The organism is Chryseolinea lacunae (assembly GCF_016735595.1).
Taxonomy (GTDB): Bacteria; Bacteroidota; Bacteroidia; order Cytophagales; family Cyclobacteriaceae; genus Chryseolinea; species Chryseolinea lacunae.
The window spans coordinates 127,956-143,339 of record NZ_JAERRB010000004.1; the positions used below are offsets into that span (position 1 = coordinate 127,956).

The window sequence follows — 15,384 nt, forward strand, 5'->3', positions numbered from 1 at the left end:
ATTAGTTCCTGTAGTTATGAATGTACAAGTCAAACACACTACCTATTACGATCTTAACTATAACGACAAGGCGCGTTTCAATAGTTTTTGGCATCAGATAGACGCCGCGCTGAGGCTCAAGCCCGGCAAAATCATGGAGATAGGCACGGGCAGTGGTGTGGTGAAATTCGTGCTCCAGAAAAGCGGAACCGAAGTGACCACGATAGACATTGATCCAAACCTGGGGCCAGACATTGTCGCCTCTGTGTTGTCGATCCCCCTGCCTGACAACTCCTTTGATGTGGCGCTTTGCTGTCAGGTGCTGGAGCACCTGCCCTACGAAAACTTCTTGCCTGCCCTCAAGGAGATTCGACGCCTGGTGAAGGGTCATCTGATCCTTTCGTTGCCCGATCTTCACCGCGCCTATCGTTTCAATCTTCAGGCGCCCCTCATCGGCGAGATTAAATTTCTGTGGACCCTGCCGCGATGGAAGCCGTTGGAGTGGAAGTTCGATGGCGAACACTATTGGAATATATCCAACAAAAACTACCCGGTGTCACGCATCCGGAACGACATCCGGAACGCGGGCTTTAGCATAGAGAATGAGTTTTGTGTCTATGAAATTTCATGGCACCGATTCTTTATCTTAAAGAAGGAATGAGGCAACCCTCTATTTTGTATTTGCAACATGCCCTGGCCATGGGCGGATCGGTGGTGAGCCTCCGCGAAGTGGTGGTGGACGCGCTCAATCAGGGATATGATTGCACGGTAGTGTGCCCCAACGACACCGTCGCAAAAGTTTATGACGCTATTGGTGCTAAAACGCGTGTCACTCGGCTGACGGTGTTTAATCACAATACAGTTTTTTTTTACCGCGCCACTCCCTTGCATGCTTTCCTTTTTTTTAAGATGCTGGTCATGACGGTCGTGAGCTTTTTGGGATTGCTGCGGATCGTGCGATCGTTGCGTCCTGATATTGTTCATTTAAATAGTTCAAATCTTGTACTTTACACGCTGCTGTTCAAAAGTTTTGGTGTGCCCACTATATATCATGTCCGGGAGAATGTTGTCTCCGGCTATTTCGGCATCCGGCGGGCGTTGATCCGCGCCACGGCCAATGCCACAGTGCGGTTTATTATCTTTATAAGTGAGCATGAGTTTGCATTGCTGGGCACGCGCGCTGCGAAAAGCGTTGTGATCTACAACTATGTTCACAAGGAAAAATTTCAACAAGGAGCCTCTAAAATTGTAGCGGATTCGGGCTCAGAATCTGAACTGCGATTCAGGATCATTATTTTAGGAGGACTATTCAGTCTCAAGGGCGGAATGACGATCGTGAAGTCGCTACAGAAAACCGCCGCCGATGTGGAACTGCTTGTGCTGGGGTGTGCTGATCCGCGTCTTCAAGGCGAAGAGCTGGCGGCAGTAGACGGAGACGACTACCGCGATGAAATGGTCGATCTCCTCAACGCTCCGAGTGTGAAACATCGCGTCAACTTTTTTGGAAGGGTGAGCAATCCGGAAGCCTACATTGCGAAAGCAGACGTTCTTTTGTTTTGGGCTGCATCACCTCACTTTCCACGACCGGTGTTTGAGGCATGGTTGCTGAATAAGCCCGTGCTTTATTTTAATCCCCTTTTCGAAAACAAGATCATCAATGCGCAAAATGTGTATGTGATTCCTGAAAATTCAGAAGAGGCACTCACGCAAGCCATGAGTTCTGTTCGAAACAGTCGTTTGATGTCGGCCGAGAGCAAGGCCGACAACTATGAAACCGCCAGGAACAATTTCACCGAAAGAAATTTTATAAAAATCAACGCGCTGTACGAGCAGTGCTTAACCTCATAGCTTACGAAAACCCTTCGGCAAACCATATTTGACTTCGCGGCGTCGGCTATTCCGTTTCGACTTATGAAACGGGGATTGCCAGAGAAATTTATCGTCTATGGACACCTCGTCGGCGAACCCAATCACATTGTGGCGGACTACTATCGATATCCTACGGTTGATGAATTCGACGATTTTATTCGCTGGGTTCGACGACACGGATACGCCTTTGTTGGCCTGCATGACTTTTTGAAGGAAGACGGCAGGAAGAAGATACTTCTTACATTTGATGATGGGTTTCGCGTGGTACATAGTGTGCTTCAGCCATACATGCAAGCAAACAAATTGCCCTATGTGCTATTCGTTCTGACAGACCCGTTAGATAATCCGGATTTCTACATTTCCACCATTCGTCCCAAGCGTGAAACCGAAAGGACTTTCCTGACAAAGGCTGAAATTCTGGAATTGAAAGACCAGGGTGTGCACATAGGCTTTCACACGCGAAGTCACTATCAAGTGCGCAACGCCGACATAATGAACGACATTGTGAAAGAACAATTAACCATTCCAAAACAGCACGAAGCCTTGTTTTCTCGTCCGCTATGTTTTGCATACCCCTATCTCGCCCCCGACCACTACGCTGCCTTCGATCAGTTTATGAAGGACAGCCTGGGATATCAATTTCTTTTTGATACCAAAGGATTCAGGCAACCGGACGGAAATCATTTTTTTAGAGTCTCCATCGATGTTGAGAAGGACGTGACCAGGAAAAACTGGATGCGATTCGTGCTGAAAAGACAATTGCTTTTATACCTGAAACAAAAAATGAGTAGAGCCATAAAAACTGTATCACTATGATTTCAAAAATTGCGCTCAACGTGTTGAAGGGGATCAATCGAAAATTCAATACAACCAATTGGAAAGACCTGCGACACACGCAACCAATCTCCGATATGTTTGGCTATGACCGGGGAGATCAGTCGGTTCATCGATATTACATCGACGAATTTGTGCGGGAGTGTGCGGACAAAATTAGCGGCACCGCTTTGGAAGTAGCGGATCGAATGTACCTGGCCCGGCACGCTGAGCGGCTGTCGGAAAGCCACGTCATTCACTATAACGAAGATCGGGGTACGAATTCCTTTATTGGCGATCTTACCCGAAAGGAAACACTGCCGGCCGAAAAATTTGATTGCTTTGTATGCACCCAGACCTATAATTTTATTTATGATTTCAAGGCCGCCATTGAGGGGTCACATTTTTTACTGAAACCAGGAGGATATCTGGTTGCCACAGTTTCCGGCATACAACAGATCTCCACGTTTGACGCATCGCGTTGGGGCGACTACTGGCGCTTCACAGGCGAGTCGGCGAAGCGAATGTTTGGCGATGTTTTTGGTTCGGAGAACGTGCAGGTTGTTACCTACGGAAATGTGTTGGCGGCAATTGCAAGTCTTGAGGGACTGTCGTCGTCAGAAATAACAAAAAGCGAATTGGCATTCCGCGACCCGAGCTATGAACTGATCATTGGCATATTGGCACACAAGCTAAAATGACGCAAAGACGTTAAAAGATATCGTCATGGAACCAAAAATCACCATCATCACGGCCGTCTATAACGGAGCGAAATATATTGAGAGCACCATTGCCAGTGTGATTGAGCACGGTGGGTCGTGCGCGTATATTATAATCGACGGTGGCAGCACGGACGGTACGCAGGCCATCATTCAGAGGTACGCCGCTCATCTACACTTCTGGGTGAGCGAGCCCGACAAAGGAATTTATGATGCATTCAACAAGGGATGGAATAAGGCAAACGATGATAGCTTTATCCTGTTTCTCGGGGCCGGCGATACGCTGCTGAGTTTGCCGCAGCGGGAATCGTTTGAAAAAGCTGATGCCATCTATGGACGTGTCATGATGGATGATAAGAGCTACTTCAGGGCTACGGCCGATTTTCGGTTGCGATTGGGAAACACCCTACACCACCAGGCGCTATTGATAAAAAAGAAGCTATTCCCCTCTTCACCTTTCGACTTGCGTTTTAGAACCTATGCCGATTTTGATTTGAATCAACGGATGTTGAAGGCGGGTGTAGATTTCTTGTTTGACAGCAGTTTTATTGCCTATGCTTTGCCAGGGGGAGTGAGTGCCAAATTCAAAGTTCGTGAATCGCTGGCCATTGTGAATAAAAATTTTGGCCCGATTTACTACGTGTTTTCAGTGCTTTATTACACACTGCAGTTCATGAAAGCGAAATTTGCACGCTAAGCCTTTCCCTTTAAAGAAACACTCATGCATCCCTCATATTCATCCATAGCAGGCGTCGTTGTTTTGTATAACCCGGGTGGTGATGTGTGGGATACCATAGAGACATACAGGCAGCAAATTTCAAAACTTTATGTCATCGACAACTCGGTTGTTTATAATGAGGAATTGACACGGAGGTGTGCTCTAGAAGTAGCAGTCGCATACATAAATAACAAAGGCAATAAGGGAATTGCGCACGCTTTGAACAGGGGATGTGAACTGGCGCGACAGGAGGGCTTTGAATGCATACTCACCATGGATCAAGATACACGACTTGTGCCTGGCTTTGTCTCCGTGCTGGCAGAGGGGTTCGTCAATAAACTAGGGAAAATTGGCATCGTTGCTCCTCGCTATCCAACAGCGAATTCGCGAGTGACAAGTAGATATCAGCCTATGGAGTTTACCATGACGTCGGGCAACCTGGTGAATCTGAATGCGCACAAAGAAGTTGGTGGTTTTATGGAAGAATTGTTTATCGATCACGTGGATCATGAATTTTGCCTTCGTCTTCAGGATTTTGGCTACCAGGTTATCCAGGACAACGAACTTAACATTCGCCATCGGCCCGGCAATGTCGTCCAGGTGAACTTGTGGATCAGGCGCTTTGCGTTTTCATCACACTCGCCGATTCGCCTCTACTATGCTTTTCGGAACGGACTTTACGTATATGCCAAGTATTCCCGGAAGTATCTTAAATTCAGGAGACACTTTGTTAGTTTTGTGGTGAACGAGGTAGTTAAAATTCTGTTTGAGGATCAGAAAATGAAGCGTGTCAGAATGATCGTCAAGGCTGTCCGTGATTTTAGATCAGGCAAGCTGGGTCCGTTTGTTGAAGTCTGATAAATGAATGTGTTTTGTTGAACTAGAGGAGTAAGACTATGAATAAGATCATCGCCAATCCATTTTGCATTTACATTTTCAGCTTCACGGTTGTGCTGAGTGTCTATGCTTTGGGGTGGTCGGATCTTTATCCCAGGTTAAGCATCAATTTGTTTTTGTTTATGGCCTTTACTTTTGTGGTGGCCTTTGCAGCGGCATTGGTGTTGGACCAGAGCAAAAGAATTGACTACAAACCTATCGTGTGGTCGGGCAGGATTGGGGTGTGTACTTTGTTGATATGGATGGGCTATTGCCTGGAATTTGTCTACAACAAGGGAGTTCCGTTTTTAGAGATTTTGAACGGCAACACAAACTATGATTATAGAGATTTTGGAGTTCCAGTATTTCACGTTTTCCTGGCAACGATAAATGGCTTCTTTGCCGTGCACGTGTTTCATCAATTGATCTCTGGTTTTTCCCTTCGGCGATTCGTTATATGGGCCTTGAATATGCTGCCATCCTTGCTGATTGTGAACCGAGGCATGTTCATTATGATGCTCGCATCGTGCCTGTTTGTATATATCCTGAGTCTGAAAACGATCAAGACCAGCGTGGTGGTGAGTATCGTGATACTTATCCTGATTGTTTTTTTCTTGTTTGGTATCATGGGAAACCTTCGACAGACAAAGGGAAAAACAATCTCGACAGAATTTATGCTCCGGGAGAGCAGGGCCACCCCTGAGTTTAAGAAGTCGTTCGTGCCCAAACCTTACATTTGGCCCTACTTATACATTTCATCACCGATGGCCAATCTTCAAAACTCCATCTACAGCGCGAAATCAGAAGAAGGCTGGGTGCCGTTTGTTACGTTTGAGTTACTTCCGGATTTTATATCCAAACGCATCAGCAAATCAATGAACGTAAAGAGCCAGTCGCCGCCGTTGATAGTTCCTTGGTTAACGGTTGGGACATTCTATACACGCGCCTACGTTTATGAGCGATGGCTCGGTCTATGTTTGATTTTTGTTTTCTTTTTGGCTACTACCTTGTCCTATCTCTATGTGCTAAAAAAGAGAAGCCGATACTATGTTACGGGGCTCGCGCTTTTAAATACGGTAGTGCTGTTCAATACCTTCGATAACATGTATGCTTTCACGGGCCTGAGCTTTCAGCTTGTGTATCCTCTTTTGTTTAGCGTTTTGAGGAAGTATGATGCTTCTGCTGTGCCTGAAAGCGAAATTGCACCACAAACCTGATGGTAAAAAAATGAAATTGCTTATGCTTCAGAATCAAGTGTATTCAAACAATTATTTTTTTCTTCTGTCATGATTTCTGTTTGCATGGCCACCTATAATGGTGAGAAATATATTGAGACGCAACTTCGGTCCATTTTGTCTCAGCTTTCGCACGACGACGAGGTGATAATTTCAGACGATTCATCGATCGACAGCACCGTGTCAAGAGCGGCGGCGATTAACGATCCAAGAATTATTATTCTTTCAGAGCAGAAGTTTCGAAGCCCTATTTTTAATTTTCAGAACGCGATACAACACGCCAAGGGAGATTACATCTTTCTTTCGGATCAAGACGATGTGTGGCTGGACGGAAGGGTGAATAAAATGATGCTCATGCTGAAGGATCATGATTTAGTGGTAAGTGATTGTAGTATAGTGGATGAAAGCTTGAAGGTCATAAGCGCATCCTATTTTAGACAGGTGAACGCACGCCCAGGATTCTTAAAAAACTTTCTGCGGACCAGCTCATACATTGGGTGCTGCATGGCATTTGACAGAAAGATTGTTGAACTGGCTTTGCCTTTTCCGAGAACTATTCCCATGCATGACTTTTGGATAGCCATGCTGGCAGAATGGAGATTCAAAATCGGTTTTGTGTATGAGCCCCTTGTTCTATATCGCCGTCATGGTGGGAATGTGTCGGAGACGGGAGGGAAAAGCAAAAATTCTCTGTTTACTAAAATTTTCTTACGGATAAGAACGTTTCGTCATTTGGTTATTCGAATTTTGCGTTGACCATGAAGAGTTATCCAATCCTGAATAAGTTATCTATCCAAGAGAGAATCCCACGACTATTGTGCTGTGCCATTTTAGTGACGCTGCCGTTTCAGGAAATTAACAACGTCCTCAGTATGGTGTTTGCAGTCTATGGGTTGTTTGAATGGTGGAGGGCTGGATTCAGGATAGATAGAAACGACTGGATGATTTTCTTGCCGGCCTTGCTTTTGGGATTCTACTTGATTGGCCTGCTCTGGTCCGTCGATTTTGTGAGGGCCTGGAAACAAGTGGAGAAAATTTTGCTGTTCGCGGCTTTTCCCGTGGGGCTTTACGGACTGCGTCATCGGTTGAAGCAAGAGGACCTGGTCTTTGTGTTAAACACATGGGTTTTTCTTTGTCTTCTTGCGTCACTCATTTGCTATGTCAACGCTGCTCAAAATATCATCGGGCACGATAGTTTTTCGGTGGTGGAGCACAAGGAGCGGCAATATTATTATTATTCCTATCTCTATCTGGTGGAGCCCGTGGGCATCGATCCGATTTATTTGAGTTTATATGTGAATTTCTCAATCGTCATTTTGGTGCTCCGTCCGTTTGCTGGTAAAATTGCCAATATGCTGATTGTTGGTTACCTCGTTGTCTTCAATGTTTTGATCTCTTCTAAGATCGGCATAATCGCCTTGGTCGTTGTGGGGCTTTTGTATTTGCTCTACCGCATTCGCAATAAATATATGGCCGTTGGAGCCGCCGCGGTGTTGCTGATTTTGTTGATCGCGGTTATTCAGAAGTCACATTTTTTGAGAAGCCGTTTTGTGCAGGCAACCACCTACGAATTTGACGATGCCTACGCCGGCAACTGGAACAGCATCTCACAACGGTTGGCCATCTGGAAATGCGCCGCCGAAGCGGCTGCAGATGTGTTTCCCCTGGGCTATGGCACGGGGAGTGGCCAATATAAGCTCCACGATAAATATGTCAAGTATCACTACACCCGCGGAATAGAGGACAACTACAATGCGCATAGCGAATATTTATTCACCCTGCTGGATATTGGGGCTTTGGGGCTGGTGGTTGTGTTATTAATGATTATTTTGCCGCTCGTTAGAGCCTTCAGAACGAATAATCACATGTTGTTTTGCCTTCAGTGCTTCATCCTTATTTACTTTTCTGTTGAGGTGATCTTTGCAAGAAGATTTGGAATCTTTTTCTATGCCTTCTTTTATCCCTTACTCTTTGTCTACGGAATGTCGGCTACGGACGTAAAACGGACGACCGCCGCATGAAGCCAGACATCACCAGCTCGCTCGTAACGTATCACAACGATCCGGCCATCCTAAAAAATGTGATCGATAGTTTTTTGAACACAACACTGAGTGTTCAGTTGATCATCAGCGACAACTCCAGGACACCGGCCATCAAAGCTCTCGCTACAGACCCACGTTGTGAGTATGTTTTTAACAACGCCAACATGGGCTTTGGCGCCGCGCACAACAAAGCGATCAACAGCATACTGGATACATCGCGCTATCATCTCATTCTCAATCCCGATGTCACTTTTCCTGCGGGCACACTTGAGGCGCTGCACACGTTCATGGAGAATAATCCCGGCGTGGGTCTGGTGATGCCCAAGGTACTCGACTTTCATGGCGAAATGCAGTATCTGTGCAAAACGCTTCCATCGCCCATGGACCTGATCATCCGGAGATTTGTTTATACCATTTTCCCCAACCTGTTTAAGAAGCGTATGATACGCTACCAGATGCTTGACAGGGACTATACAAAAAGTTTTGAGGCGCCATCGTTGTCGGGTTGCTTCATGTTGCTGCGCGTCGATGCGTTGAAAAAAGCGGGATTGTTCGACGAACGTTACTTCATGTACATGGAGGACATCGACCTTTCGCGCAGGGTGCATCAGCACTACAAGACTGTTTATTATCCCGATGTCTATATCTATCATGGCCATGCGCGGGAGTCGTATCGTCTCAACAAACTGCTGCTCACGCACATCAAATCGGCCATCAAATATTTCAACAAATGGGGGTGGTTTTTTGACGCTGAGCGTCGAAAGGTGAACCGTAGCCTGTAGGGGCGGACGTGGCGTGTAATTAGCCATCATAATCTACGGGCATAGCCTTTCAATTCCTCCCAAATTCACTATTTTTACCAACTTTTGCGTTTTTATGGCCGTAGAACTCGCTGCTGCGATCACGTCGTTTGTCATCTCCTTTCTCATCGTTCCGGTGATTATTAAATACTCCCTGAGAAAAAATCTCGTGGACATTCCCGGCCGTCGCAAAATTCACAAGAAAGTGACCCCGTCAATGGGGGGTATCGCCATCTTTATCGGCTTCTTCATCTCTTCCCTTATCTGGATCGACATTCAGGGCTGGGGCAATATCAAGTTCATTCTGGTGGCCTTGTTCGTGATCTTCTTCATTGGGGTGCGCGACGACCTTGTGCCTTTGCGACCGCTCATCAAGCTTATGGGCCAGATCATGGCGGCGTCGCTTGTCATTTTCCTGTTCGACCTTCGCATACACACTTTCTATGGTCTTTTCGGCGTGTTCGAACTGCCTACGCTGGTGAGCTATGCCGTCACCTATTTCACCATCATCGTCATCACCAACTCTTTCAACCTCATCGACGGACTGGATGGGTTGGCGGGCACAATCGCCATTGTGGCGCTTTTGTCGTTTGGCGTGTGGTTCTTTTTGGTTGAAGATGCCATCTTCTCCATCCTGTCGTTTGCCATGCTGGGTTCCATCTTCGCGTTCCTGATTTTTAACTGGGAGCCGTCCGAAGTTTTTATGGGCGACACCGGGGCGCTGGTCATCGGCATGATGCTGGCCATTCTGGTCATTCATTTCATTGACGTGAACTATGCCTTGCCGGCCATGGCGCCCTACAAGTTCAACGGGTCGGTGGGGTCGGCGGCGTGTTTTATCATCATCCCGCTGGTCGACACGCTGCGCATCGTCATTCTGCGGTTGTCGAAGGGGCAGTCGCCGTTCAAGCCCGACAAGAGTCATATTCATCACGCCATCATGCGGCTGGGCATGACCCACAGCCAGACCACGCTCATTTTGGGGAGTGTGCAGGTTTTCTATATCGGGCTGGCCATCGTCTTCAACCATCTTTCCGACCTCTATATCCTTTCGGGGCTGGTGGGGGTGTCGTTTTTGTTGAGCATTACGCTCGACCGGCTCATCATCAACAAGCTGTCGGATTAGGGGGACGAGCCGCGCGGCAAAGGGCATGCAAATGCCGCCCCAATGGTGTATTTTTGATGTTCTGATATACGTATTTCATGGAAGAAAGAATTCAATCCCTGCTCAACGAAGTGAATGGCTATGCGGCCGGCGACAAGGCTGCGCTGGAGGCGTTCCGGCTCAAGTATGTGAGCAAGAAAGGTGCTGTTGGTGAGCTGTTCGAAGAACTGAAGCAGGTGCCCGTAGAGCAAAAGAAAACCGTGGGCAAGGTGCTGAACCAGCTCAAGCAAACGGCCGAAGCGCGCCTGCAGGAGCTCACCGAGTTGCTGGAGGCCAGCCCGGTGTCGAGCGCGGAGATAGACCTTTCGCTGCCGCCCATCCCAAACCAAACCGGCAACCTTCACCCGTTGTCGCTCACGCGCTATCGCATCATCGAAATATTTGAACGTCTCGGTTTCAGCGTGGCAGATGGTCCTGAAATTGAAGACGACTTTCATAATTTCTCGGCGTTGAATTTCCCCGAGAACCACCCGGCCCGCGAAATGCAGGACACGTTCTTCGTGGAGAAGAAAGGCGCCGGCAGCGACCAGGACATGTTGCTGCGAACCCACACCTCCAACGTGCAAATTCGCATGATGGAAAATCAGAAGCCGCCCATCCGTGCCATCATGCCGGGCAGGGTCTATCGCAACGAGGCCATCTCGGCGCGTGCGCACTGCTTCTTTCATCAGGTGGAAGGTTTATATGTTGACAAAAACGTGGGCTTTGCTGACCTGAAGCAAACGATCTATCACTTCGCAAAAGAAATGTATGGCAAGGATTCTAAAATCAGATTCCGTCCGTCATACTTCCCTTTCACCGAGCCAAGTGCAGAAATAGATGTGTCGTGTCTCATCTGCAAAGGTGTGGGCTGCAACGTGTGTAAACATACGGGTTGGGTAGAGATTGCCGGCTCGGGCATGGTGCATCCCAACGTGTTGAGAAAGTGCAATATCGATCCGGAAGAATATACAGGTTTTGCGTTTGGTATGGGCATCGAGCGCGTCACCATGCTGCGCTACCAGATCAACGACCTCCGGTTGTTTTCGGAAAACGATGTGCGCTTCCTGCGACAGTTTCAGAATGTAGTATAAACGTCAACTTCACAAGGAATGGTTGAGTCGATAAAAAATGTTGCTGTGATCGGCGCCGGAACAATGGGCCAGGGCATTGCCCAGCTGTGTGCTCTGGCGGGCTATCCGGTGATGCTCTACGACACACAACCCGACATCACCAAAACCGCGCTGGCCGCCGTGCGCAAGAATCTTGAAACGGCTGTTGAAAAAGGAAAACTTTCAGCAACACAAAAAGACGAAGCCCTGGCGCGCATCACGGCCGTGGGCGACTTCCGCCAGCTGCAGGTAGACGTGGCCATCGAGGCCGTGGTAGAGAAGCTTGAAGTGAAACAAATGATTGTGTCTGAACTGGAGAAGCTCAACGCGATCGACTGCATCATTGTGAGCAACACGTCGTCGTTTCCCATCACGCAGATCGCGTCGGTTCTGAAACATAAGAGCCGGTTTGCCGGTTTGCATTTTTTTAACCCCGCGCCGGTCATGAAGCTGGTGGAAGTGATTCGCGGCGCAGCCACAAACGACCACACGGCCCGGGTGCTCACGGCATTCGCCGAAAGCATCGGCAAGATTCCGGTAATGGCCCTGGACTCGCCGGGATTTATTGTGAACCGCGTGGCACGATTGTTCTATGTGGAAGCGTTAAAGATTGTAGAAGACGGCGTGTCGGACTTTAAGACAGTGGATCAATTGCTGAAAGTGAGCGGCTTCAAAATGGGACCTTTTCAACTGATGGACCTCATTGGCGTGGATACAAACTTCGCCGTGACCACCAGCATGTATAACGCCTTTCACCAGGAACCCAAGTTCAGACCCAGCCGCCTTCAGCAACAAAAAGTAGACGCCGGACACCACGGCAAAAAAAGCGGTAAAGGTTTTTATGAATATTCAGACTCTCCCCAATAGCGTGTGGTCCTGGCGTTGGTTCCACGGACTTCTTTTTGTTTGCGTGCTTGGCTGTTCGCAAGACACCAGCGACGACGCCATTCCCTATGTGCCTTTTGCCGACATTGTCGTTAATCTCAATTTGCCTGAAAATACGGTGCTGCGATCGAAGGGCGGTTATCGCTACATTGACGGCGGTGTGCGGGGCATCATTCTATACTGCAACGGCGCCAATAGCTATTTTGCCTACGAGCGCAATTGTTCTTTCCATCCCAACGAAGCGTGCGCCACGGTGAACGTGGATGCCTCAACGCTTTTCATGACGGACCCCTGCTGCGGGTCGCAGTTCGATTTTGCCACGGGCAATCCTCAGGGAGGTTCGGCATGGCGACCGCTGCGCAGATATCAAACGTCGCTCTCACTGAGCGAGCTGATCATCACAGACAACGCCATCCAATAGAAAAAGAGATGTTCGCTGCGCGACTCTAGGCCGAGTTGCGCGCAGCGTTGATGATGCCAAACATGCAGCGCACCACCAGGGCGCGGTATTGTTTTTCGAAAGCCTTGTCGTCGGCACTCAGGGTTCGCAGCTGTTGCAGCGCGAATTGCTGAATGGTGATGAGGGGCAACACAATGCGCTCGCGCAACTTCACCGAGTCGCGGTTCGTAGGGTTGTTCTCCATCAGCTCTGTCAGCCCCGACACCTCCAAAATCATTTGTGTTGACAGTTTGTATTCGGCGTGCATCTTCTTCCAGAACTCGCTAAACTCTTTGTCTTTCGCCAGGTAGGCCGTGGCCGGATAATAGGTTTTGGTGAGCGACATCATGCTGTTGCTAAGCAGCGTGCGGAAGAACAGCGAGTCTTTGAATAGCATTTTCAGTTCGCGCAGCTTGCCTTGTTTCTTCAGTTCTTTCAGGGCACTGCCCACGCCATAAAATCCCGGAATGTTTTGTTTCATCTGCGCCCACGATCCCACAAACGGAATGGCGCGAAGGTCTTCAAACTTCAGACTTCCCGAATTTCGTTTCACCGGGCGCGACCCGATGTTGGTGTCGCCAATGAACGAAAGGGGGGTTATCTTCTCGAGGTAGGGAACAAACTTGGGATGTTTCTTCAGGTCGAGATAAGCCTTGTGTCCTTCGTCGGCCAGCGCGTTGATGAGGTTGATTTCGTCTTCGGCAAACTGCGGCTTCTTTTTGAACACCGAGTTCTCGATGCCCGCCGACAACAGCTGCTCGATGTTGTAGCCACACGACACCGGCTTGCCAAAGTTGGAGCTGATGGTTTGGCCTTGTATGGTGATCTGCACTTCCTTGTCTTCGATGGTGTTGCCCAGCGACGCATAGAAGTCGTGGGTGTTTCCACCGCCGCGTGCGGGAGGACCACCGCGACCGTCGAAGAACACGGCCGTGAAGCCGTTGTCGCGCGTGATGCGTGTCAGGTTTTCTTTGGCTTGATAGATAGACCAGTTGGCGCGCAGGTAGCCGCCGTCTTTGGTGCCGTCGGAGAAGCCGAGCATGATGGTTTGTTTGTTGCCGCGGCGCTTCAGGTGGTCGCGATAGGCTTTCACGCTATAGAGCTCCGTCATGATGCCCGGCGCGTTGGCCAGGTCTTCGATGGTTTCAAACAGGGGCACGATGTCGAGCGACAGTTGTTCGTCTTTGCCCAGGATCAGGTTGGCCAGTTGGTAGACGCGGATCACATCCAGCGCCGACTGGCAGTTGCTGATCACATAGCGGTGACAACCTTCCACGCCGTTCTCTTCCTGTATCTGTCCGATGATGTCGATGCTTTCGATGAGCTCGCTCACAAAGGCATCTTCAAACTTCATGGTGGTGGGTTTGAAGGAAAGGCCGAGCAGCGTTTCAATTTTTTCGTGCTCCGTCAGCTTGTCGAAGTTTTTGATCTTTTTGTTTTTCGATTTCAGTTTTTCGAAGATGGCTTCCCACGCATAGGCATGCTTGCGGCTGTCCTGGCGGATGTCCATGCTGGCAAAATAAAATCCGAATATTCTCACCTTCAGGATCACGGCATCCAGCAGGTTCAGGAAAAGTCCTTTGTGATCGCGGATCAACACTTCGCGGGCTTCAAACAAATCGTTGAGGAGCTCGTCGGGATGGTGATAAATTTCGCCGCCAAAGCCGCCGCCGAATGCCAGCGGATACACTTTGTTTTCGGCGCGGGTAATGATGTGCTCCACGCCTTTGAAGGTGAGGCGGCGTTTCAGGAAACGGAGGTCGCGATAGTAGCAACGCAGCAGGGTTTGCTGCAGGTGTTGAGCCACTTTCAACGTAATCTCGTGTGTCACAAATGGGTTGCCGTCGCGGTCGCCACCGGGCCAGAAACCGATCTTGATGAGGTCGTAGTTGGTCCAGTCTTCCAGCTTCATGTTGAGGCCGCTCATCAGCTTGGTGATGATGTCGGGGATCACATTGTAGAAAACATTTTCGAGGAACCACGACAAGCTCACGGCTTCGTCGAAGGGTGTGGGTTTTTCTTTGTTGATGAAGGCGGTCTTTCCCAGTTGGCGAAGCAGCAGGTTGATATGCTCCAACCGGTTTTCGCGGATGGCCTGCTCCAGGTCGTTCAGGATGGCCAGCACATTGCCGGGGTAGAATTGCGTGGGGTGGGCGGTGAGCACGATGCGCACCGAAAAATCTTCCAGGCGCTTGCGCAGATCTTCCACGGCGTCTTCGGCGGTGGCGCGGATCAGCATCTCCGACACGCTGCCCTTTCCTTTCAGATCGTTTATTTCCGAAAAGGCAGAGTCTTCGATGGAGTCGAACAACACCACCTGGCGTTCAATGTACTGGATGAAGCCAAACAGCAAATCGAACTGCTCCTCGCGTGTGGCCTGGGGCGTGTAGTTGCTGAAAAACTTCGAGATGATGGCCTTCGGGTCCTTCCCCTTTTCGTATTCGCTTTCGCAGGATTGCTGAAGCAGGGGCAGCAGCGTTCCGGTGCGATAGATGCCGGAATAGGGGAGATTGAGAAAAAGGCTGTTATACATGTGATAACGTGTGGAAACAACCTCGTTGAATTGACTTGCCATGGGTTTGGATTGAACGCTAAACAAAGTTATCAAATCCTCTATAGGCTGACGGGGGCGTTCGGGGAATTGCAGATTTTCTTTTCGAAAACGTTTACGGGATAAGAAAGCCCAAAGCTTTCCACAAGGAGGCATTTGGTTTATGAGGATTGTGAAATGATGGTCACGACCAGCTTAAGAG

General features: G+C 48.9%; 15 protein-coding genes. 14 read left to right on the forward strand and 1 reads right to left on the reverse strand.

Going from position 1 to position 15,384, the window contains the following annotated elements; all coding sequences use genetic code 11:
• Positions 1–16: 16 nt before the first annotated feature.
• From JI741_RS13370 to JI741_RS13435, 14 genes are all read left to right on the forward strand, one after another.
• Positions 17–640, forward strand: coding sequence for a class I SAM-dependent methyltransferase (locus tag JI741_RS13370; RefSeq protein ID WP_202010225.1), 624 nt, complete (start codon positions 17–19; stop codon positions 638–640).
• Between the two features lie 38 nt (positions 641–678).
• Positions 679–1,827 (forward strand): glycosyltransferase, encoded by a 1,149-nt coding sequence (locus tag JI741_RS13375; protein ID WP_236676088.1) that lies wholly within the window; start codon positions 679–681, stop codon positions 1,825–1,827.
• Between the two features lie 63 nt (positions 1,828–1,890).
• Positions 1,891–2,664: a polysaccharide deacetylase family protein gene (locus JI741_RS13380; protein ID WP_202010229.1), complete on the forward strand. Its 774-nt coding sequence runs from the start codon at positions 1,891–1,893 to the stop codon at positions 2,662–2,664.
• Positions 2,661–3,362: a methyltransferase domain-containing protein gene (locus tag JI741_RS13385; protein WP_202010230.1), complete on the forward strand. Its 702-nt coding sequence runs from the start codon at positions 2,661–2,663 to the stop codon at positions 3,360–3,362. The genes JI741_RS13380 and JI741_RS13385 overlap by 4 nt, the downstream gene beginning before the upstream one ends.
• Before the next feature lie 25 nt (positions 3,363–3,387).
• Positions 3,388–4,077, forward strand: a complete 690-nt coding sequence (locus JI741_RS13390) for a glycosyltransferase family 2 protein (RefSeq protein ID WP_202010232.1) — start codon at positions 3,388–3,390, stop codon at positions 4,075–4,077.
• Positions 4,078–4,101: 24 nt separating this feature from the next.
• On the forward strand, positions 4,102–4,956 hold the full coding sequence (locus JI741_RS13395) for a glycosyltransferase family 2 protein (RefSeq protein ID WP_202010234.1): 855 nt from the start codon (positions 4,102–4,104) through the stop codon (positions 4,954–4,956).
• A 38-nt stretch (positions 4,957–4,994) separates the two neighbouring features.
• The gene (locus tag JI741_RS13400) at positions 4,995–6,191 is read left to right on the forward strand and encodes a hypothetical protein (protein WP_202010237.1); all 1,197 of its coding nucleotides are present in this window, start codon (positions 4,995–4,997) and stop codon (positions 6,189–6,191) included.
• Positions 6,192–6,275: 84 nt separating this feature from the next.
• A complete protein-coding gene (locus JI741_RS13405; RefSeq protein ID WP_202010239.1) occupies positions 6,276–6,965 on the forward strand; it encodes a glycosyltransferase in 690 nt (229 codons plus the stop codon).
• 2 nt (positions 6,966–6,967) lie between these two features.
• Positions 6,968–8,230: an O-antigen ligase family protein gene (locus JI741_RS13410; RefSeq protein WP_202010241.1), complete on the forward strand. Its 1,263-nt coding sequence runs from the start codon at positions 6,968–6,970 to the stop codon at positions 8,228–8,230.
• A complete protein-coding gene (locus JI741_RS13415) occupies positions 8,227–9,033 on the forward strand; it encodes a glycosyltransferase family 2 protein (protein ID WP_202010243.1) in 807 nt (268 codons plus the stop codon). The genes JI741_RS13410 and JI741_RS13415 overlap by 4 nt, the downstream gene beginning before the upstream one ends.
• A gap of 94 nt (positions 9,034–9,127) precedes the next feature.
• Positions 9,128–10,177 carry a glycosyltransferase family 4 protein gene (locus JI741_RS13420; RefSeq protein ID WP_202010245.1) on the forward strand — a complete coding sequence of 350 codons (1,050 nt, stop codon included), beginning with the start codon at positions 9,128–9,130 and terminating at the stop codon, positions 10,175–10,177.
• Between the two features lie 77 nt (positions 10,178–10,254).
• Positions 10,255–11,289, forward strand: a complete 1,035-nt coding sequence (gene pheS / locus JI741_RS13425; protein WP_202010247.1) for a phenylalanine--tRNA ligase subunit alpha — start codon at positions 10,255–10,257, stop codon at positions 11,287–11,289.
• Between the two features lie 18 nt (positions 11,290–11,307).
• The gene (locus tag JI741_RS13430) at positions 11,308–12,174 is read left to right on the forward strand and encodes a 3-hydroxyacyl-CoA dehydrogenase NAD-binding domain-containing protein (protein ID WP_202010249.1); all 867 of its coding nucleotides are present in this window, start codon (positions 11,308–11,310) and stop codon (positions 12,172–12,174) included.
• Positions 12,149–12,613, forward strand: a complete 465-nt coding sequence (locus JI741_RS13435) for a Rieske (2Fe-2S) protein (RefSeq protein WP_202010251.1) — start codon at positions 12,149–12,151, stop codon at positions 12,611–12,613. The genes JI741_RS13430 and JI741_RS13435 overlap by 26 nt, the downstream gene beginning before the upstream one ends.
• A 25-nt stretch (positions 12,614–12,638) precedes the next feature.
• On the opposite strand, the gene JI741_RS13440 is transcribed toward JI741_RS13435, so the two are convergent.
• Complete coding sequence (locus JI741_RS13440) at positions 12,639–15,206, reverse strand: phosphoenolpyruvate carboxylase (protein ID WP_202010253.1); 2,568 nt, start codon at positions 15,204–15,206, stop codon at positions 12,639–12,641.
• Positions 15,207–15,384 lie beyond the last annotated feature (178 nt).